The following is a 20,406-nucleotide window of genomic DNA, read 5'->3' as shown; positions in this document are numbered from 1 at the left end:
ATGCACCAATCAGGGCAGGTGATCTCATGCGTATAGTCGCCAAATTTGGCGGAACGAGCGTCGCGAACGGCGACCGGATCAACCGCGCCGCAGACTCGATCGCTGCGGCGGTCGAAGACGGTCACCAGGTCGCGGTCGTCGTCAGCGCCATGGGGGGAACGACCGACGAACTGCTCGACGAGATGAAATTCGAGGCCAGCGAGGAGGACCGGGCGGAGATCGTCAGCATGGGCGAGCGTACCTCCGTCAGGATGCTCAAGGGCGCACTCGAAGCCCGCGGGATCGAGTCGAACTTCCTCGAACCCGGCCGCCCCGAGTGGCCGATCATCACCGACGAGTACGGTGAGGTCGACGTTGAGGAGACGCGCCGCCGGGCCGAGAAGTGCGCAAAACAGATGGAAGACGGCGTCGTGCCAGTCATCACTGGCTTTCTGGCACAGGACCACGAGGGGACGATCACGACGCTCGGGCGCGGGGGCAGCGACACGACTGCGGTCATGCTCGGCAACTACATGGACGCCGACGAGGTCGTCATCGTCACGGACGTCGAAGGCGTCATGACCGGTGACCCGAACGTCGTCGAGGGCGCACGCAACGTCGCGGAGATTACTGTCGACGAACTCCGCAATCTCTCCTTTCGCGGGGCCGAGGTCGTCGCACCCTCTGCGCTCACCTACAAATCGAACAACCTCAAGGTCAGGGTCGTCCACCACCAGCACGGCGACCTGCTGACTGGCGGGACGAACATCGAGGGGCAGTTCAAGAACATCATCGACTTGCACGAGCGGGAACTGGTCTGTCTGACCGTCGCGGGGCGAGCGATCCGGAACCAGCCCGGGATCCTCTCGACGCTCTCGACGGCGCTCGCAGACGAGGGGATCAACATCGAGACAGTCTCCAGCGGCCTGGACTCGATCAGTTTCTATCTCGACAAGGGACGTGCGAGCGAGGCAGAGGCCCTGCTCCACGATGCCGTCGTCGAGGACGACGTGATGTCGAGTGTCACGCTCGAAGAGGAAATCGCCGCGCTTCGGATCGCGGGCGCTGGCATCCAGAACCAGCGCGGCGCGGTGAATGATCTGCTCTCGCCGCTCGCCGAGGAACACGTGTATCTGCACGACGTGATCACCAGCGCGACCTCAGTCTCGATTTTCGTTCCGTGGGACGACCGGGAGCGCGCCCTCGATCTCGTCCGCGACGTGATGTGAGCGGTGAGTGAGTAGCGGCGTCGACGTACGCCCTCAGCGGTTCCGGTTCATTCCTTCCTTGAACCCCTGTGCAGTCCGGCGAAGAAGGAGATAGACAAAGAAGATAAAGAGGAGAATGAGCGTGAGGACAGTGAACGTGATCGGATCGAGTCCGAAAACGAAGGCGACCGAGGTCATGCGCCCGATTCGTCAGGCGAGATAAAAGAGGTTTCGACCCAGTCAGCGCATCTCCGACCGATCTCCTGAGGTGGTTTCCTGTCGCTTTTATCAGTCGCCACCGGAATTCGGGTATGAACGTCCGGGAGGGAGCCGTCGAGATCGATGCCCCCGAGCAGGGGGAGGGAGCGGGTGAGGAGGTGTTTTACAACCCGACCCAGGAACTTAATCGGGACTTGACGATTGCAACGCTGCGGGCCTACAGCGACCGAGAACCTCGCGCAGAGACGTATCTCGACGCGATGGCGGCAAGCGGGATCCGCGGCGTCCGGGCCGCGAGCGACGGCTGGGACGTGACCTGCACCGACACCGACGCCGACGCCGTCTCGCTGTGCCGAGACAACTTCGAGCGAAACGACCTCGCTGGCGACGTCAGACAGCGCGACTGTCGACCGCTGCTGTACGAGGAGTACTTCGACGTGGTCGATCTGGACCCGTTCGGGACGCCGATCCCCTTCGTCGACGCCGCAGTCCAGGGGACGCGAAACCTGCTCTGTGTCACCGCGACCGACACCGCGCCGCTGTGTGGCGCACACTTTGAGAGCGGCGTCAGAAGTTACAGCGCAGTCCCGCGAAACACCGAGTATCACGCCGAGATGGGCGTCCGGATCCTCCTGTCGGCGCTCGTTCGGACAGGGGCGCGCTACGACGTCGCTTTCCGGCCACTTCTCACTCACGCCACCAAACACTACGTCCGCACGTATCTGGAACTCGACCGGGGTGCGACCGTCGCCAACGACGCGGTCGACTCGCTCGGCTATATCCATCACTGTGAGCACTGTCTGCGCCGCGAGACCGAGTATGGACTCATCGCAGATCCGCCCGAGTGCTGTCCGAACTGCGGACACGGGATCCAGACTGCAGGGCCGGTCTGGCTGGATTCGACGTGTGACCGTGAGTTTCTTCCAGATGTCGACGCCGCGCTCTCGGCAGAACTCGACACGATGGACAAACTCGAACGGCTGCTCGACCGACTCGACGCTGAGCTGTCGGAGCCAACACACTACGACCAGCACCGCCTGTGCAAGCGCTGGAATCGACCGGCACCGTCGATGGACGAGTTCCTCGACCAGATCAGAGCATCCGGATACGACGCCTCTCGGACGCACTACGGCGGGACGACGTTCAAGACGACTGCATCCGTCGAGGAGATCCGCGCCGTGACAGGGTCGGACGCGTGACTCGGTTGCCGGTGCTCCGCTCGGCGATCAGCTAAGTGCTCGTCGAGCTATTGCGATGAGCGTGAGATACACCGGTCGGAGGAAGTAATTCGCCATCCCGACCGCACCGGCGATCCCACCGATCGACTGCAGTTCTGCGGGCGAGGCACCGAGCACGGCGAGCGCGCCGACGGCCCCGACCAGCGGGCCGATCCAGAGGTCCTGCTGGTAGCGGCGCAGGTCGTGTCCGGCCACCGTCGGAAACGCCGGAAGCGAGTCACGAACCGCAAATAGCCCACCCGAGAGGAGGAGTAAGACCCCGACCAGCGGCGGCGTCGCACCGATGTCGACGAGCGACGGACCGATGAGCACGACACTCGCGACGAGACACACCCCCGTCAGACGCACTGTCCCTTCCTGCAACGTGGCCATTATCGACTCGGAGGACCCCACATCCCTAATGGCTTTCGAGGGAGTCCCGTGTCGTCGGGGGAGAGCTATATGCGACTGCCGCGAGAGGATCACGTGTGACCAGTTCGATCGACCACGCCAGGACGGTCATCGCACACGCGAAATCAGCCCAGTTGCCCTTTCTCGCGGCCGCAATCGCCTACTACGCGTTCGTCTCGCTGGTGCCGCTCGTGATCGTCGCGGTCGCAGTCACCTCCGCACTGGCGGGAGAATCGATGACACAGGCAGTCACGACCCGAATCGGGCAGTTTCTCACGCCGGAGGGGACGGCTCTGATCGAGGATGCGCTGCAGGGCGGCGCGGGTCGCGAGAGCGCCACTGTACTCGGCGTGCTGGTGTTTGGCTGGAGTGGCCTTCGTCTGCTTCGGGGCCTTGATGTGGCGTTCGCTCAGGTGTACGGGGTCGAGATGGTGAAGTCGCTCCCGGAACAGATACGCGACGTGCTGCTCACGGCCACCGCGATGACCGTCGCCGTGGCCGTGACCGGACTCGTGACTGCGGCCATCCCGACCAACCGTCTTCCGTTCAGCGGGGTCGTCGCCAGCCTCTTGCTCGCCGTGGCGCTCGCTGCCGTCTTCTTCCCGCTGTACTACCTGCTTCCGGACCGACCGGTCTCGGCACGGGAGGCGGTGCCGGGGGCTGTTCTCGTCGGACTGGGCTGGACGGGACTCGGAATTGGGTTCGGAATCTACGCCGCACAGGCGACGACCCTGCAGGTGTACGGCGTGCTCGCTGGCGTTTTGCTGTTGTTGCTGTGGTTTTACTTCGGCGGTCTTTTCGTCCTCGTCGGTGCCTTCCTGAACGCGGAACTGGCAGGATACACCGGAGACCGGCAACTACAACAGGCGTCCCGCCGAGATGCAAATCAACGGACTATGACAGCTGAGCGGCCACCGGACGACGAATCGGAGCGAGCCGACGCCGAAGCGCCCGACGAGAGCGAGTCTACGGGGGCGTCCGCGGAGTCGGAGCGCGAGTCAGCGGGGCCAGAGCGCGAGCGACAGCCACGCGCGGACGCGGTGACACAGGAGGAGATAGACGAACTCCGGCGGGAACTCGACCAGTTCGAGGAGGAAATCGAACAGCGAACGGTCCACCGCGAGGAACTCGAAGGTGACCTGAAACAGTACGTTCGCCGCCGCGTCCGCCGCGGGCACGCCCGCGGCTGGGGCCCGTATCTCGTCTTGCTGTATGGCACCGCTATGACGCTCGGCGCGTTCTACTATCTCGGCGGCGGCTGGGCGATTCTCGCGATGTTCGTCATCTGGCTGTCGACGCTCGGGCTGTATACGCTGATGGTCGTCGTCGGGCTGACCAGCGCGGCGCTCGGCCTCCCGGGGCGGGTGCTCGACCGGCTCAGAAACCTCCGATAGTGCCCAGGAGCCGAGTTATTTGAGGCTGGGCGGGAACTCCCGAACATGGACAGACCCAGCGATTCGACACGGCGGACGACACTCCTGTCCGTTGCCGCTGGGAACTTTGTACAACTCGGCTGTCGGTTGCTCGTCGGCGCTGTCGTGCCGCTGTTGCTCGTTCACTTCGAGACGACCCGGTCGGCGATCGGTCTCGCGCTCACCGGGATGTGGAGCGTCTACGCGCTCGCGCAGTTCCCAAGTGGCGTGCTCGCGGACCGGTTCGGGGAGCATCTCGTTTTGATGGGCGCGCTCGCGGCGACGGCTGGCAGCATCGCTCTCCTCGCGCTCGCGCCCTCCGTCGTGGTGTTTGCCGTGTTCGCGCTCGCCCTCGGGATGGGCGCGGGGCTGTACTTTGCGCCTGCGTCCACGCTCGCCACCCGCCTCTACGACGCCCAAGGGGAGGCACTCGGAGTGCTGACGGCGAGCGGTGCCGTCGCTGGCGTCGTCTTTCCGGCCGTCGGCGGCGTCGTCGGGGTGCGCTACGGCTGGCGGATCGCGATTGCGCTCGGCGCGGCAACCGCACTCGGCGCGCTCGCGTTGACAGCGGTCACCGTGCCCAGACTCCCGCCCGAGAACCCCGACCGAAGCCTGCACTCGGTCGTGGATTTCGACCGACACCGCCGCCTGTTGACCCGCCCGAGCGTGGCGTACTCGGTCGCGCTGGGCGCGCTCGTGGGGTTTACCTTCCAGGCGGTCAGCTCGTTTTTCCCCACCTTTCTTGTCGAGTATCGCGGTCTGACCACAGGGACAGCCGGTATCGCATTCGGGGCAGTCTGGGCGCTCTCGGCGGTCGCACAGTTCGGCGCTGGTCGTCTCTCGGACCGGTACTCCAGAGACACTGCAATCGCGCTCAGTGCCAGCATCTCTCTGGCCGGGGTGGTGACGCTCCTTGCAGTCCCCTCGACTGTCGGACTGCTCGCTGGCGTCGTGCTCCTCGGCATCGGCATCTCGTGGCCCGGCCCCATTCAGGCTCGATTTTTCGACCAGCTTCGGGACACGGAACGCGGCTACGGGTTCGGCCTGCTTCGAACCGTGTACATGCTGCTTGCATCCTCGGGCAGTGTCGTCGTCGGCGTGCTCGCAGACCAGGGCGGCTGGACCGCGGGAATGGGGAGCGTCCTCGTGGTCCTCTCGGCGTGTCTCGTGTTACTGGGCGCGAATCGGTGGTACTCGCTGGGTCTGTGAAAGAGAGCAACACACCATTCGAGTATCAGGAGTGATATTTTGAGCCGATCACTTACATAGAGAACCCGGCAACGGACAGATATGGACAGCGTGCTGGAGGACCAACCGGCGACCACATCCCCCGATTCGGCGTCGGATGTCGAGCACACAGCCGACGCACACGTCTCTCCAGCGGTCGACTTTCTGCTCCTGTTCGGCGTCGTACTGGTCGGGGCCGTGCTGCTGGTCGTGCTGCTGTAGACGGAACGCTATAGTGGCCTCCCTCTGATCACTCGTTTGTGTCTGCTGACTCCGCGTGGCTGGCAGCGCTCGCCGACAGACAGACGCAGCTCTGGGTCCTCGCCGTGCTGCTGTACGGCGTCGGTGACAGCGTCACGACTGTGATCGGTCTCCAGAGTGAAGACGTGACCGAGGGTGGACCACTCGCGCTTCTCGCCATCGAACAGGCGGGTGTCGGTGGCTTTCTGCTGTTCAAGCTTGCCTTTCTCGGAATCTGTTGTGTCACCTGGTATCTCCTGCGAACGCCGGGCAGACTTGCGATTCCGCTCGCACTCGCCCTCGTCGGGGGCGTCGTGACTGTCTGGAACGCGCTGGTGTTGCTGTGAGTCAGTAGCGACGCGGCCGCGTGCCAGAAAGAGCAGGGTCGTCAGATCACTGTCGTCGCAGATGGGTCAAAGCGCCGTTCAGAACTTCTCGAGGTAGCGGTCGAGTTCCCAGTCGGAGACGTCGACGCGGAATTCGTCGTACTCCTGGGTCTTTGCCTCGACGAAGTTCTCGTAGACGTGCTCGCCCAGTGCGTCCTCGATGACGTCGTCGGCTTCGAGGGCATCGATAGCCTCACCGAGGTTCGACGGCAGCGTGGTGATGCCGTACTCCTCGCGTTTCTGTTCGTCGAACTCGTAGATGTTCTCGCGGATCGGGTCGTCGCACTCAAGCCCGTTTTCGATGCCGTCGAGCCCAGCGTGGATGAGTGCTGCGAAGGCGAGATACGGGTTACACGACGGGTCCGGGAAGCGGGCCTCGATCCGGCTTGCTGCGGGTGTGCGGGCCGCAGGCTTGCGGATGAGCGCCGAGCGGTTTCGGTCGGACCAAGCGACGTAGACGGGTGCCTCGTAGCCGGGAACGAGTCGCTTGTAGGAGTTGACCGTCGGGTTCGAGACGGCCGCGATGGCCGGGGCGTGTTCGAGAATGCCTGCGAGGTAGCTCTTGGCCGTGTCGCTCAGGTTGAACTCGTCGTCCTCGTCGTGGAAGGCGTTCTCACCGTCCTCGGTGAACAGCGACATGTGGGTGTGCATGCCCGACCCGTTGATGCGCGGGATGGGCTTTGGCATGAACGTCGCGTGCAGGTCGTGTTCGGCCGCGATGGCACGGACGACGGCGCGGAAGGTCGCGACGTTGTCCGCCGTCGAGAGCGCGTCGTCGTAGGTGAAGTTGATCTCGTGTTGCCCTCGTGCGACCTCGTGGTGGGAGGCCTCGATGTCAAAGCCCATCTCCTCGAGGCCGAAGATGATGTCACGACGCACGTCGGACGCGAGGTCTTTGGGTGCGAGATCGAAGTAGCCACCAGCGTCGCTGGTCTTGGTCGTCGCACGGCCGTCCTCGTCTTCCTCGAACAGGAAAAACTCGGGTTCGGGAGCCACGTTGACTGTGTAGCCCATCTCCTCTGCACGAGCGATGGCTCGCTTGAGGACACCACGCGGGTCGCCCGAGAACGGCTCGCCCGTGGACGTGTCGATGACGTCACAGATCAGACGGCCAGCCGCGCTGTCCGAATCGGTGCGCCACGGCAAAACGGCGAACGTCGAGGGGTCGGGGTCGAGACGCATGTCCGACTCCTGAATCCTGACGAAGCCGTTGATCGAAGAGCCATCGAAGTAGATCCCCTCCGTAAACGCCTTCCTGGCCTGGTCGGCCGGAACGGAGACGTTCTTGACAGTGCCGAGAATGTCCGTAAACTGGAGTCGCAGGAAATCTACGTTCTCCTCGTCAATCGCTTCGAGTACCGCGCTCGCTTCCTCTGATAGATTTTCGGTTGTCATCTTTCGACAGGTGATTAGTTTCTCCCACGGAGTAAAAGCCCTTCTATATTCCGCAAACATTGCCATCTGCGAGTAGAACTGGATATTCGTAAAATTATAGTGGGTGGGCATCCTCTACACAGTTGATGACGTACGAAAATCTGGACCGAAAGTTGGTGAATGAACTTCTCGGGGACGGTCGCGCCAGTCTCCGGAGTCTGGCCGAGGACCTCGACGTCTCGGTCACGACCGTCTCGAATCATCTCTCTGATCTCGAAGCGGCGGGGATCATCGACGGCTACACACCCAGGGTCGACTACGACGCGCTCGGCTACGACGTGACCGCGATTCTCCAGTTGAAGGTGGAGGGAGACTCGCTGACTGAGGTGACTGAGACCCTCGCACAGCACGAGCAGGTGATGAGCGTCTACGAGGTGACCGGCGACCACGACATCATCGCCATCGGCAAGTTCCACGACACCGACGACATGAACGACAGCATCAAGGAACTGCTCACCGACCCCGAGATCAAGGAATCGAACACGAGCGTCGTGCTCAACCCCGAGAAGGAACACGAGCAGTTCGAACTCGAACTCAGATAACGCACTTTCTTTTTCGCTCAGTGCGGTTCGGTAGGGACAGATGCGTCCCCGGAACGGCGAGTGTCCGTAGCGACGTAACAATCGTGCTTACCCTCGGCATTCTGACTGGTGGAGCAGCAGCGGATGACAGTGTCACCCGAACCGAGAGTAACATCACCGTCGAAGACTCGGTCGTCGAGAGCGACAGACCTGACCCACTCACGGACACGCTGGGGCGGCCAGGAACAGACACCACGCCAAGAAACGACGATGTGGCGACGACTGACGACGAGGGTCCCGGGTTCGGTATCGTAGCGGTGGGTATCGGTTTCGTGCTCGTGGTACTCCTGCTGGTGTCGAAGTCGCGGAGGTAACACAGTGAGATTCACTCGCGGACGATGCTGAGCCACACGAGAGAACGCCGGAATTTTCTCGCTGAGTGGAACGGGCTGACAGTCTCAGCCCCGTGCAGGAAACACTTGTTCGTCGAGACGTTCGACGGTTCGTTCGAGCACTGGCTTCATGTTCTCGGTGTCCTCGCGGTTGTACTCGATCAGTCGGTCGAGCGCGCCGTCGACGCCGCGTTCGTGCTCGTGCCAGAGCCGAACGGCCTCGCGACCGTCCACGTCCGGGAGTTCTCGACCGATCCCGAGCGCGTCCTCGACGGCCGAGAGACCGCCGGAGAGACCAACCTTTCGGCAGGTCGGCATCAGGTCGAGATGGGGCTGGTCGAGCGTGATGTCGAAGTTGTGTTCGAGAAAGGGGACGTCGAAGCGCGCGCCGTTGAACGTGACGAGCAGGCCCGCGTCCGCAAAGGCCGCACGTAGCCGTTCGTCAGTCAGGTCGTCGCCGCGAACGAGCGTCTGTGTCTCGCCGTCCTGATGGAGCGAGACGGTGGTGACAACGCTCGTCCGCTCGTCGAGACCGGTCGTCTCGATGTCGAAAAAGCAGGCCCGGTCGCGAAACGACTCGTAGAGTCGCCAGCGCGCCCCCGACGGAAAGGCTTCGTCGAAGTAGGCGATATCATCGGCCGCGAGCGCCTCACGCCCCTCCGCGATGAACGATTCGATGCGACTGGCCCGCGTGGACCCGACCCCGTCACAGGACGGCTCGAACGCGTCCCATTCGGTGATTCCCTGCTCCCAGAGGCGGCGCTCGATGGTCTCGCCGATCCCCTCTGCGCCACAGAAACTGTTCTCGACTCGCACACTGCAACAGAGTGGATTGGATAGTTCTAACTGTTTCGGTTGTTCGAGACGCTAAACGACCGGCGAGAAAGCGACGACTTCAGGCGTACCGTTCGAGCGCGGGGTCGTCGAGGTCCTCGAGCACGTCTTCGGCGATATCGTCGAGCAGGCTGTGGCCCTCCGAGGTAACCTGTCGCCCTTCGCCCTCTGCGACTTCGACGTAGCCAGCGTCTTCGAGTTGCTGGAGCGCGGTGCGGATGATGTTGCCCGAGCCAGTCGTCTTGTGTCGCGGTCGGACCTTGTAGCGGTTCGTCCCCTGTTTCGCGTCGCCGTAGGTCGTTTCGAGGCTGCCGACGCCGACCGGGCCCTTGACAGCGACTTTTCGGAGCAGGCTGGCGCTACGGCGCACCCAGAAGTCCTCCTGCTCGGGCGGGAGTTCGCGGTCGTGGCCGGTCTTGACGAACTCGATCCAATCGGGCTGTTCGATAGACTCCTCCTCGGCGAGGTGCTCTGCGAGCGCCTCGATGAGTTCCTCCGCCGGAACGTCGTGCAGGGTTGTCATTGGAACTGTCTTCCCGTTTGCGTCATTTAAGGGCGTCGTTATCACCTCTCCGTCGGGGACGTGTCGCGCGACGGTCGGAGCGCTGTTGTCACAACTTGCGGCGGTCGGGGCGCTTTTGTCGTCGCTTGCCGTAGCCCGCCCATGGACGAACGGGCGCTGCTCGACAGACTCGACGAGTATCTCGAGGCTGCTGGCGACGACACCGCCGTCGTTGATGGGTTCCTGTTGACGACGGACATGCTCCACGAGTCGACCGACTTCCCCGACGGTACGACTCGCTACACCGCTGGCTGGCGCTCCGTGGGGGCGTCGCTGTCGGACGTGGCGGCGATGGGCGGCGAGGCGCTCGCGGCTGTCGCCGTCTACGGCGCACCGCAACTGAAGTGGGACGAACTCAGGTCCTTCGTCGACGGTGCCAGCGATGTCTGTGAGGTCACGGGCGCGTCCTACGTCGGCGGCGACCTGGACACTCACGAGGAGTTCACCGTCGCGACGACCGTTCTCGGGCGGGCGGACGCCCCCGTCCGCCGCGACGGCGCGCGCCCGGGCGATGCCGTCTGTGTCACAGGGACGCTCGGACGAAGTGCGGCCGCACTCCGGCTGTTTGCGGCGGGCGACCACGAGCGCGCGAACGACCTGTTCCGATTCGAGCCACGAGTCGCCGCCGGTCGAGCGCTCGCGCCCTACGCGAGTGCGATGATGGATTCGAGCGATGGTCTCGCCCGATCGCTGCATCAACTCGCCGACGCGAGCGACTGTGGCTTCGCGGTCGAATCGCCGCTCCCGGTGGCCGACGCCGTCGACGCCGTCTCTGAGGGCGACGACGACCGACGGGAGTTGAGTGTCTTCTTCGGCGAGGACTTCGAACTCGTCTGTACCATCCCCGAAAGCGACCTCGCACACGTGCAGTCGGAAACAGATGACCTCCTCACTCCGATCGGCCGGATCACCGAGTCAGGGCGAACGCTGGACGGGGAGTCGCTTCCGGACCGCGGATACACCCACTGATAGATTCGTTGTCAGGTCATCTCGATGACTTCGATCGGGACGGGGGTGAAACACAGTGCAGCGAGAACGAATGTGACACTCACTTCCAAATAGTACCAACTGTTTTAGGTTCGGTTCTCGTATCTACACCAAGCTTCTCTGAGTCGGACGGACGAGGGTTCTTTAGTCACTGGCCCGTCCATAGGCCATGGAGCATGTCGAGTACGTCTACACCGGAGGGATCAACGAGGAGGAGATCGGCCAGTTGCTCGAAGAGCGTGGCCACGGTGTCCTCGCATTGGCCCGGGACGACGACGCCTACGCGGTGCCACTGAACTACCTGTATGACGGCTCCCGGCTCCTCGTTCGCATGAGCGACGAGCCCGAAAGCACCAAGCTGGCGTACGCGGAGTCGACGGAGACGGCCACGTTTATTGTCTACGAGATGGACGAGGCGGGCAACTCGTGGAGCGTGATGATCCGGGGCGAGATACGTCCCCTCTCCGCGGAGGAGCAGGCTCGGTTTACCGACACCGAAATCAACGAGCAGTTCCCGCCGTTTCGCCTCTTTGACGAGGCCGTCCCCGAAGTCGAGATGCTGATCTACGAACTCAACCCCTACGAGATAACCGGCCGGAAGACGACCGATTGAACCGGCGGCGCGGTCGTCGCCTCGTCGCACCGTTCGGAGATCTGTGTCCTTTGCCGAACACAGTAACTGGTGACTGCGTGCTGACTACAGCCTCTGTATTCAGCACGTGACTCCTATCAGTATTTGAGGGTTTCAACAGAGCCACTGTCGGCTGTACCATCTCGAACATAATTCGCCACCGAGGTGGCGAAAATTTGTCCGTACGTACAGCCGACAGTATCAAGCCATCTCGATGACTTCGATCGGGACGGGTGTGAAACACAGCGCGGCAAAGACAAACGTGACGACGCCAAGCGCCATCCGCTTGCGGTCGAGCGGTGTCTCGCGGATCGGTGATGCGGGACCAGCAGAGACGAGCAACACGGCGAATACGCCCCAGATCGTCCAGATGAGCACGGAATCGAAGCCGCTCCGGAAAAAGAGCAGGTAGCCGGCCAGCGCAAACAGCGCACCGGGGACGGCCGCCGCGATTCGCTCTTGACTCTGCCCGAACATCGCACGGAGAATGTGTCCGCCGTCGAGTTGGCCGACTGGAAGCATGTTCAAGAGTGTGACCAACATTCCGACCCACCCGCCGAACACGACCGGATGCATTCGGCCGTCGTCGATACGCTCTGTCGTCCCGGTCGCCTCGGCAATAAGATCCAGCAACGGCGGGTGACTGAATCGGATCAGCGTCTCACCGGGTTCGGGTGGCGTCTGCTGAACGGCGAGCGGATCCAACTGTAGTCCGATGGCGGTGACCAGTATTGTGGCGGCCAGTCCGGCGAGCGGTCCGGCCACGCCGATGTCAAACAGCGCCCGTCTGTCCGGGATCTGTCCGCGCATCTTGATAACCGCACCCATCGACCCGATGATCGTCGGCACTGGGATGAAGTAAGGCAGCGAGGCGTTCACCCCGTGATAGCGGCTCATCACGTAGTGGCCGAGTTCGTGAACGCCGAGTACGCCCATCACGGCGAGCACGAACGGCCAGGCTTCGACGATTCGCCATGGATTCTCGCCCAGCGGGATCTGGTACCACCAGACTGCGCCAGCGACGAGTGTCGACAGGACGGTGAGCGAAAACAGCGCGAGATTGACCCAGGGGATCCCGTCGATACCGCCGGACCACGGCTCTGCCACAAGGACGTACTCCCCGTGCAGATCGATCCCGTCTGCTTCCTCGTAGCCGCGCTGTAAGGAGAGTTCGTAGCCGCGCTCGCGAAAGAGCGGCCAGAGCTTCCGCTCGATAGACTCGCCGGGGGCGACCGGATTCCCGACGTACAGCACTGTCTCACCGTCTGTCCGTACCTCGTAGACCTCGAAGACGGATGCGATTTCAGAAACTGCGGGCGGATCCGACCGCTCACTACCGGCCATCGTCGGCGGCTAGCGGTCGTGCGTATTTAAATCCCAACACAGCCGTGCCGACAGCGCGACACTGTCTCTCACTGAACGTCCGACGGCAAAAGAGGTGATGTGCAAGACGCCGGTCGATTCTGACCTGCCTGCGACCCAGCGCGATAGCTGGCTCCCGTCAGGCCGGTTCGACTCGCCACGTTGTCGCGCTCGTGTACGACCACTTTTCGATCTCCAGTTCGCCTGCGGACTTGCGGAGCTTGACCATCAGCGCGCCGATCTCTTTCGGTGAGAGTCCGACCTCGTCCGCGATGAACTTGCTTTTGAAATACATCTCTCCATCCTCCGCCTTCTGCCGGAGATAGGAACGGAGGCGGTCTTCTTTCGAGCGGTCGTCTTGGGAGGGCTCTGTCACACTCATGTTTGCCTCACTTCCACGTATCCCCTGTATGGGTATATAAAGGGAGGATGCTTTGTGTCGGTTTGTCCGCTTTCAGGGATTTTTGGGTGCGATGGACAATTTACAGAGCGACTAGATTCGTTTAGACCTTTTATTCTTTGCTCTAATCCCGTCTCAGGAATTCAGACACTCAATAAAATTCTATAACTATTACTGGAAATAAATGCTGAAATTGCCGTCTATCGTCGTTTGATATCGGGGCTACGACCAGTCAGGTCGGGGTCGAACGGCAGGTGACAACCTTTAGGTTTCGACACCGTGACTCGCGGATATGAAGGTGGTCGTCTCCGTCGGTGGGAGCGTTCTCGTCCCCGCCGTCGAATCCGAGCGAGTTGCAGCGTACGCGTCGGTACTCGAACGGCTCGATGCGGCGGGTCACGAACTCGGCGTCGTCGTCGGTGGCGGACCGACCGCACGCGAGTACATCGAGACTGCACGGGAACTGGGGGCAAACGAGATCGAACTCGACCAACTCGGCGTGGCAGCCACGCGGATGAACGCGCGACTCCTTATCGCCGCCCTCGACGACCGGGCCGCGCCGACGCCGCCAGACGACCACGAGACGGCGCGGGAGGCGCTCCGCCGAGGGGATATTCCCATCATGGGCGGTACCGTCGCCGGACACACCACCGATGCGGTCGGAACCGCGCTCGCGGAGTACGTCGATGCGGATCTGTTGATCTACGCGACGAGTGTCCCGGGCGTGTACGACGCAGACCCACAGACGACCCCGGAAGCGACCAAATTCGACCAGATGACGCCGGGTGAACTCGTCGATGTCGTCGTCGACATCGAAATGGAAGCCGGGAGCAACGCACCGGTCGATCTCCTCGCAGCGAAACTCCTCCAGCGCTCTGGCCTGCAGGCGGCCGTCATCGACGGGACGGATCCCGAGGCCGTCGCGCGCGCGGTCGATGGAACGCACGACGGGACCGACATCGCACGACGGGACTGACATCGCTGACGAACAGTGACGACCCGGGAACCAAACCCTCTTTGCCGACTCCCTCTACACATCCAGTAATGCCGGATCTGCTGACGTGGATTCTCGTCGGGATCTTGCTGTATACGGTTCTCGTCATGGCGCTCGATAGGCAGGGCTATCTCCCGGGCTACGTCAACGTCTCTGGCCCCTTTCATACGATAAAGACAAAGCGTGGTCGCATCCTGCTCGACAGACTTGCCCGACCGAAGCGATTCTGGCGAGCGTGGGGAAACGTCGGCGTTGGCCTCACGCTGATGATCATGGTGCTGATGGGGCTGTTCATGGCGCTCGTGGTGGCGATTACGCTCACCCAGCCGGATGCCTCGGGCATCGAGAACCCCCAGAATGCGCTCATCATCCCCGGCGTGAACGAGTTTCTGCCGCCGTCTGCTGCCCCGGAGATCATCTTCGGACTCGTCGTGGGTCTGGTCGTCCACGAGGGCGGTCACGGATTGCTGTGTCGGGTCGAGGACATCGACATCGACTCGATGGGCATCGCGATGTTTGCGTTCATCCCTCTCGGCGCGTTCGTCGAACCAGATGCGAACGACCAACTTGCGGCCGACCGCGGCGCACAGACCCGCATGTTCGCCGCGGGCATCATGAACAATCTCGTCGTCACGGTCGTTGCACTCCTCCTGTTGATGGCAGTCGCGAGTACGGTTGTGGTCGTTCCGGGTGCGCCGGTGGGCGATACGTTCTCCGGGTCGGGAGCGGCCGATGGGGACCTCGAATACGGTGACGTGATCACGGCGATAAACGGCACAGCCGTCGAGGATGCAGAGGAACTGGAGTCGGTCCTCGCTGACACCCGATCCGACCGCGTCCGTGTGAATCTCCGTGATGGGGATCCAGTTGTCGTCGACCGGCGACTCCTCGTCGTCCGGGCTGTCACCGGCATCGCTGATGGACTGTTCGCTGGGGACGAACCGATACGGATACAGGCCGTCGACGGCACTCCCGTCCAGACCGGGCAGGACTTTGCCCGTGCCGTCGAGGGCGCGGAGCGGCCAGAACTGACCACGACGAACGGGACTGCCCGCGTGCCGATTGGCGCGTTCGTCGCGGAAGTCGACCCCGATGGGGCGTTCGCGGACGCCGGTGCGCCGACTGACGGAACGCCGCTCGTGATCACACGCATCGACGGCGAACGCGTCTCCAATACCACCGACCTCCAGCGAGTTGCCGACCGACTCGAACCGGGTGAGACCGTCTCCGTGACCGCCTACGTCGAGGACGATGCTGACCCGACACAGTTCGACAATGTCACGCTCGGCGGTGACGACGAGGCGGTCTTCGGCGTCGTGTTACAGGAAGGCTTCGGCGGACTCGTGCTCGACGATTTCGGCGTCGACACGTACCCTGCCGAGAATATCCTCTCGACGCTCGACGGCACCAACGCCTGGGCAGAGAATGGGCTCATTCTCGGGGCAATCGCCTACCTCGGAAGTCTGCTCTTCCTGCCGTTGCGCTCGCTCGCGGACCCGTCGATCCACTACAACTTCGCTGGCTTCACCCCTGACGTCGTCGGCTTTTTCGCCATCGACGGCTCGCTCGCGGGGATTGGCGGTGCCGTGTTCCTCCTCGCCAACCTCCTCTTTTGGACATGGTGGATCAACTTCAACCTCGCGCTGTTCAACTGCATCCCGGCGTTTCCCCTCGACGGCGGGCACATCCTCCGCACGAGCACCGAGGCGGTCGTCTCTCGACTGCCGATCGGACATCAGCGGACGGTCGTGACGATTATCACCATCGGCGTCACGCTCGCGATGGGCGGTGCGCTGGTGTTGATGCTCGTCGGCCCCGTCTTCCTCTGATCGGGCTATTCACACTCACGACCGCCGAACGGAACTTTCGTAACCAGCGCAGGCCAACCCTCTGGTATGCCAGAACGACGTGACCCGCCGCCGACCGACGAGGGCTGGTACGCCCTGCACGACTTTCGGAGCCTCGACTGGGACGAGTGGCGAGACTCCCCGGAACGTGACCAGGACCGCGCGTTGTCCGAAGTGATCGACCAGCTCGAATCCATGATCGCAGTCGAGGACAGCGACGAGGGCGCGACGGCGCTGTACTCGATTCTGAGTCACAAGGCCGACCTGCTCCTCGTTCACCTGCGGCCGACCAGCGCGGACATCGGTGCGCTCGAACGGCAGTTCGAGACGACCGCATTCGCCGAGTACACCGAACGCGAGACGTCGTTCGTCTCTGTCACCGAAGCGTCGGGATACTCCGAACGCGCCCGCGAGTACTTCGAGGGGGAACTCGACGAGGGCGATGGCCTCTACAACTACATGCAGACGCGACTCTACCCGGAGATTCCCGACGCCACGCACGTCTGCTTCTACCCGATGGACAAGCGCCGCGACCCGGAACAGAACTGGTACGACCTGTCCTTCGAGGAGCGTGCCGACCACATGGACGCACACGGCGATATCGGCCGCGACTACGCTGGCAAGGTCGTTCAGATGATCACTGGCGCGGTTGCGCTCGACGACCACGAGTGGGGCGTCACGCTCTGGGGTGACGACTTGGTCGACATGAAGGACCTGCTCTACGAGATGCGATTCGACCCCTCCACCTCGAAGTACGCCGAGTTTGGTTCCTTCTACATCGGGCGACGCATCCCGCCGTCGGATCTGTCGGCGCTGCTCGCTGGCGAGCGCGTTCCGACTGACGCAGCGTACGAGAACGAAACCACAGCGGCGGTCCATCCAGACGAAGCAGTCGAGTCAGCGGATCACGGCGGTGACGGTCATGACCACTCCGGAGATGCAGAAGAGAGCGGCGACTCCGCCACGTCCGGCGGGCGGCCGGAACCGGACGTAACCGATGTCGAGCAGGTCACAGACGAACAGATGGAACAGCGACTCGCGCCGCTCGGCCTGCACCCTGGCGACGACTACAGCGACGGCGACTTCGCGCTGGCGCTGTACTCCGACGCCGACGCTCAGGAACTCGCGGAGGAGGTCGACGGCCTCCGGGGGAACTTCGAGCACTACGACTCCCATGTCATGACCGCCGTACGCGCCGACGGCGGCGAGTCGGTCATCGTCAGCATCTGGGACGCCGAACGGGCAGCCGACACCGCCGAGGGGTTCCTGACGGATCTCCCCGGCGTGAGCCGAAGTGTCCGTGGTCCGCTGACGGTGGAGGGAACGTCGAGCGACGAGGACGCCGAAACACAGGACGCGGACGACGGCGCGACGGACGACACAGCGGCGATCCGTGAGGAGTTGGCGGATCTGGACGTCTACGCGGGCAAACCCCACGGCGAGGACATCTACGCGCTGGTGTTGTACTCCAACGCAGACCACGACGAACTCGTTGAGGAGGTGGAGTCCCTGAGCGACGGATTCGACCGGTACGACACCCACGAAGGAACGTCGGTGTACGAGGACCCAGACGGGGAGACTGCGGCAGTCGTCAGCCTCTGGGAAACGCAGGACGCGGCCGATACAGCGAGCGGCTACCTGACCGATCTGCCGGATATCGTCGGGTGGGCCGACGAGGGCGAGGGATTCGGCACGATGGGAATGTTCTACACGGTCAAACCACAACACCGCGAGGACTTCACCCAGAAGTTCGGGACGGTCGGCGGACTGCTCGCGGAGATGGACGGTCACCGTGAAACCAGACTGCTCGTCAACACCGACGACGAAAACGACATGTTCATCGCCAGCCAGTGGGACTCGAAAGCGGACGCGATGGCGTTTTTCCGCTCGGACGCGTTCACCGACACCGTCGACTGGGGACGTGACGTGCTCGCCGACCGGCCGCGGCACGTCTTTCTGGCCTGAGAGCATCGACTCAGACGAGACTCTCGGCGCTCTGCCTCGCAAGGCTTTTATTCGCACCGACACTCGATGGAACCACGATGGCAGGTGTCTACTTTACAGGCCGGGCCTGTGCCCGCTAATTACTCACTGCCAATCGTTTTCGCCGCGTTCGAGTTGACCTAGCCATGTCACAACAGGACTCAGACCAGATTGCAGTCGTACTGCCGGACGGATCGACGCTCTCCGTACCGCGGGGGTCGTCGATCGAAGCAATAGCCTACGAAATCGGCCCAGGGCTCGGTGACGATACCGTCGGTGGCCGCATCGACGGCGAGACCGTCGGCAAGGAGATGCCCGTTCGCGAGAACGGCGCGGAAATCGAGATCATCACCGCCGACAGCGACGAGGCCCTGCAGGTGATGCGCCACACTGCCGCTCATTGTCTCGCACAGGCCGTACAGCGCCTGTACGACGGCGTGGACCTGGCGATCGGTCCGCCCATCGATGACGGCTTTTACTACGACTTCGACGGTCTCGACATCGACGAGGAGGATCTGGAGCCGATCCGCGAGGAGATGAAAACGATCATCGAGGAAGATCACGAGGTCGAGTTCGAGGAAGTCGCTATCGAGGAGGCCCGCGAGCGCCTTCAGGGCCAACCGTACAAACTCGAACTGCTGGAGGAGTTCGCCGAGGAGAGCGACACGGTCACCTTCTACAGTCAGGGCGAGTTCGAGGACCTGTGCAAGGGGCCACACGTCGACTCGACGGGCGATATCGAGGCACTCGACCTGACCGAAATCGCTGGTGCGTACTGGCGCGGTGACGAGGAAAACGCGATGCTGACCCGCATCTACGGGACGGCCTTCGAGTCTGAGGCAGATCTGGAAGCGTACCGCGAGCGCATGCGCGAGGCCGAACAGCGGGACCACCGCCGCATCGGGTCGGAGATGAACCTCTTTTCGATTCAGGACCGGACCGGGCCGGGGCTGCCGCTGTATCACCCGCCCGGCAAGACCGTGCTACGAGAACTCGAAGGCTTCGTCGAGGACCTCAACACCGACGCCGACTACGAGTACGTCGAGACCCCCCACGTCTTCAAGACTGACCTCTGGAAGGAGTCGGGCCACTACGACAACTACGCCGACGACATGTTCCTGTTCGAGGTCGGTGACGACGAGTTCGGTCTCAAGCCGATGAACTGTCCGGGCCACGCGAGCATCTTCGACGACAGTTCGTGGTCGTACCGCGACCTCCCAATCAGGTACGCCGAGAACGGCAAAGTCTACCGCAAGGAACAGCGCGGCGAACTCTCGGGCCTCTCGCGCGTGTGGGCGTTCACGATCGACGACGGCCACCTGTTCATCGAACCCGACAGCATCGAGCGCGAGGTCGAGGCGATCATGGACATGATCCAAGAGGTGCTCGAAACCTTCGAGCTGGACTACGAAATCGCACTCGCCACCCAGCCCGAGAAATCGGTCGGCAGCGACGAAATCTGGGAGCGAGCCGAGTCCCAGCTCCGGGACGTGCTCGACGACCGCGAGATGGACTACGAGCTAGAGGAGGGCGACGGTGCCTTCTACGGCCCGAAGATCGACTACGCGTTCGAGGACGCTATTGGCCGGGAGTGGGACGGCCCGACCGTTCAACTGGATTTCAACATGCCCGAGCGGTTCGACCTCTCTTACACCGGCGAGGACAACGAGGAGCATCGCCCGGTGTTGATCCACCGCGCGCTCTACGGGAGCTACGAGCGCTTCTTCATGATGCTCATCGAGCACTTCGAGGGGAAGTTCCCAACGTGGCTCGCTCCCGAGCAGGTCCGTGTGCTCCCGATTTCGGATGCAAATCACGAGTACGCCCATTCGGTCGCCGCCGACCTCGAAAATCGGGGCATGCGCGTCGATGTCGATGCCCGCGACGGCACCATCGAGCGGAAGATCCGCGCGGCACACGACGACCGGGTGCCCTACCAACTCATCGTCGGTGACGACGAACAGCGCGACGGGACGATTTCGGTCCGCGACCGGAAGGAACGACAGCAGTACGACGTTGACCCCGACGACTTCCACGCGCATCTGGACGCGGAAATCACAGAGAAGCGAATCGAACCTGACTTTCTCGACTGATTGGGGCTGTGTCTCTCTGTAGAACGCTCGACTGCCCAACAGCCACGCGCGTCTTTCTGGTCAATCG

At 62.9% G+C, this 20,406-nt stretch carries 21 protein-coding genes; 14 read left to right on the top strand and 7 right to left on the bottom strand.

Annotated features, from left to right (window positions below; all coding sequences use genetic code 11):
- Positions 1-26 precede the first annotated feature (26 nt).
- Complete coding sequence (locus ACMGFL_RS14330; RefSeq protein ID WP_436936216.1) at positions 27-1,208, top strand: aspartate kinase; 1,182 nt, start codon at positions 27-29, stop codon at positions 1,206-1,208.
- 33 nt (positions 1,209-1,241) lie between these two features.
- On the opposite strand, the gene ACMGFL_RS14325 is transcribed toward ACMGFL_RS14330, so the two are convergent.
- Entirely contained in the window at positions 1,242-1,385 is a 144-nt protein-coding gene (locus ACMGFL_RS14325) for a DUF7859 family protein (protein ID WP_436936215.1), read from the bottom strand.
- Positions 1,386-1,498: 113 nt separating this feature from the next.
- Between ACMGFL_RS14325 and ACMGFL_RS14320 the strand changes: the two genes are divergently transcribed.
- Positions 1,499-2,605: a tRNA (guanine(26)-N(2))-dimethyltransferase gene (locus ACMGFL_RS14320; protein WP_436936214.1), complete on the top strand. Its 1,107-nt coding sequence runs from the start codon at positions 1,499-1,501 to the stop codon at positions 2,603-2,605.
- Between the two features lie 27 nt (positions 2,606-2,632).
- On the opposite strand, the gene ACMGFL_RS14315 is transcribed toward ACMGFL_RS14320, so the two are convergent.
- Entirely contained in the window at positions 2,633-3,016 is a 384-nt protein-coding gene (locus ACMGFL_RS14315; RefSeq protein ID WP_436936213.1) for a hypothetical protein, read from the bottom strand.
- A gap of 95 nt (positions 3,017-3,111) precedes the next feature.
- Here ACMGFL_RS14315 and ACMGFL_RS14310 point away from each other — a divergent pair, with 95 nt between their 5' ends.
- From ACMGFL_RS14310 to ACMGFL_RS14295, 4 genes are all read left to right on the top strand, one after another.
- Positions 3,112-4,428, top strand: a complete 1,317-nt coding sequence (locus ACMGFL_RS14310) for a YihY/virulence factor BrkB family protein (protein WP_436936212.1) — start codon at positions 3,112-3,114, stop codon at positions 4,426-4,428.
- Between the two features lie 45 nt (positions 4,429-4,473).
- Positions 4,474-5,655 carry an MFS transporter gene (locus tag ACMGFL_RS14305; RefSeq protein WP_436936211.1) on the top strand — a complete coding sequence of 394 codons (1,182 nt, stop codon included), beginning with the start codon at positions 4,474-4,476 and terminating at the stop codon, positions 5,653-5,655.
- An 81-nt stretch (positions 5,656-5,736) separates the two neighbouring features.
- Positions 5,737-5,895, top strand: coding sequence for a hypothetical protein (locus ACMGFL_RS14300; protein WP_436936210.1), 159 nt, complete (start codon positions 5,737-5,739; stop codon positions 5,893-5,895).
- A gap of 38 nt (positions 5,896-5,933) precedes the next feature.
- The gene (locus ACMGFL_RS14295; RefSeq protein ID WP_436936209.1) at positions 5,934-6,260 is read left to right on the top strand and encodes a DUF5658 family protein; all 327 of its coding nucleotides are present in this window, start codon (positions 5,934-5,936) and stop codon (positions 6,258-6,260) included.
- Between the two features lie 78 nt (positions 6,261-6,338).
- Here the strand turns inward: ACMGFL_RS14295 and glnA are convergent, their stop codons facing one another.
- Positions 6,339-7,694, bottom strand: coding sequence for a type I glutamate--ammonia ligase (gene glnA, locus ACMGFL_RS14290; protein WP_436936208.1), 1,356 nt, complete (start codon positions 7,692-7,694; stop codon positions 6,339-6,341).
- Between the two features lie 125 nt (positions 7,695-7,819).
- Here glnA and lrp point away from each other — a divergent pair, with 125 nt between their 5' ends.
- Both lrp and ACMGFL_RS14280 read left to right on the top strand, forming a co-directional pair.
- A complete protein-coding gene (lrp, locus tag ACMGFL_RS14285; RefSeq protein ID WP_436936207.1) occupies positions 7,820-8,275 on the top strand; it encodes an HTH-type transcriptional regulator Lrp in 456 nt (151 codons plus the stop codon).
- Between the two features lie 83 nt (positions 8,276-8,358).
- Positions 8,359-8,628, top strand: a complete 270-nt coding sequence (locus tag ACMGFL_RS14280) for a hypothetical protein (RefSeq protein ID WP_436936206.1) — start codon at positions 8,359-8,361, stop codon at positions 8,626-8,628.
- A gap of 84 nt (positions 8,629-8,712) precedes the next feature.
- Here the strand turns inward: ACMGFL_RS14280 and ACMGFL_RS14275 are convergent, their stop codons facing one another.
- A complete protein-coding gene (locus ACMGFL_RS14275) occupies positions 8,713-9,462 on the bottom strand; it encodes a ribonuclease H-like domain-containing protein (RefSeq protein ID WP_436936205.1) in 750 nt (249 codons plus the stop codon).
- Between the two features lie 79 nt (positions 9,463-9,541).
- A complete protein-coding gene (locus tag ACMGFL_RS14270; protein ID WP_436936204.1) occupies positions 9,542-10,003 on the bottom strand; it encodes a 30S ribosomal protein S19e in 462 nt (153 codons plus the stop codon).
- Between the two features lie 141 nt (positions 10,004-10,144).
- Between ACMGFL_RS14270 and thiL the strand changes: the two genes are divergently transcribed.
- Both thiL and ACMGFL_RS14260 read left to right on the top strand, forming a co-directional pair.
- A complete protein-coding gene (thiL, locus tag ACMGFL_RS14265) occupies positions 10,145-11,011 on the top strand; it encodes a thiamine-phosphate kinase (RefSeq protein WP_436936203.1) in 867 nt (288 codons plus the stop codon).
- A 187-nt stretch (positions 11,012-11,198) separates the two neighbouring features.
- Positions 11,199-11,642: a pyridoxamine 5'-phosphate oxidase family protein gene (locus ACMGFL_RS14260; protein ID WP_436936202.1), complete on the top strand. Its 444-nt coding sequence runs from the start codon at positions 11,199-11,201 to the stop codon at positions 11,640-11,642.
- A 219-nt stretch (positions 11,643-11,861) separates the two neighbouring features.
- On the opposite strand, the gene ACMGFL_RS14255 is transcribed toward ACMGFL_RS14260, so the two are convergent.
- A complete protein-coding gene (locus tag ACMGFL_RS14255; RefSeq protein WP_436936201.1) occupies positions 11,862-13,004 on the bottom strand; it encodes a site-2 protease family protein in 1,143 nt (380 codons plus the stop codon).
- Between the two features lie 157 nt (positions 13,005-13,161).
- A complete protein-coding gene (locus tag ACMGFL_RS14250) occupies positions 13,162-13,404 on the bottom strand; it encodes a DUF7123 family protein (protein WP_436936200.1) in 243 nt (80 codons plus the stop codon).
- 310 nt (positions 13,405-13,714) lie between these two features.
- Here ACMGFL_RS14250 and pyrH point away from each other — a divergent pair, with 310 nt between their 5' ends.
- From pyrH to thrS, 4 genes are all read left to right on the top strand, one after another.
- A complete protein-coding gene (pyrH, locus tag ACMGFL_RS14245) occupies positions 13,715-14,398 on the top strand; it encodes a UMP kinase (RefSeq protein ID WP_436936199.1) in 684 nt (227 codons plus the stop codon).
- Between the two features lie 68 nt (positions 14,399-14,466).
- Positions 14,467-16,245: a site-2 protease family protein gene (locus tag ACMGFL_RS14240; protein WP_436936198.1), complete on the top strand. Its 1,779-nt coding sequence runs from the start codon at positions 14,467-14,469 to the stop codon at positions 16,243-16,245.
- Positions 16,246-16,311: 66 nt separating this feature from the next.
- Positions 16,312-18,228, top strand: a complete 1,917-nt coding sequence (locus ACMGFL_RS14235; protein ID WP_436936197.1) for a heme-binding protein — start codon at positions 16,312-16,314, stop codon at positions 18,226-18,228.
- A 164-nt stretch (positions 18,229-18,392) separates the two neighbouring features.
- A complete protein-coding gene (gene thrS / locus ACMGFL_RS14230; protein ID WP_436936196.1) occupies positions 18,393-20,339 on the top strand; it encodes a threonine--tRNA ligase in 1,947 nt (648 codons plus the stop codon).
- Positions 20,340-20,406 lie beyond the last annotated feature (67 nt).

Origin of the sequence: Halovenus marina (assembly GCF_051414115.1) — an archaeon.
Classification (GTDB): Archaea; Halobacteriota; Halobacteria; order Halobacteriales; family Haloarculaceae; genus Halovenus; species Halovenus marina.
Note: the sequence above shows the minus strand (reverse complement) of the source record. Positions and strands in the feature narration are given on the sequence as shown.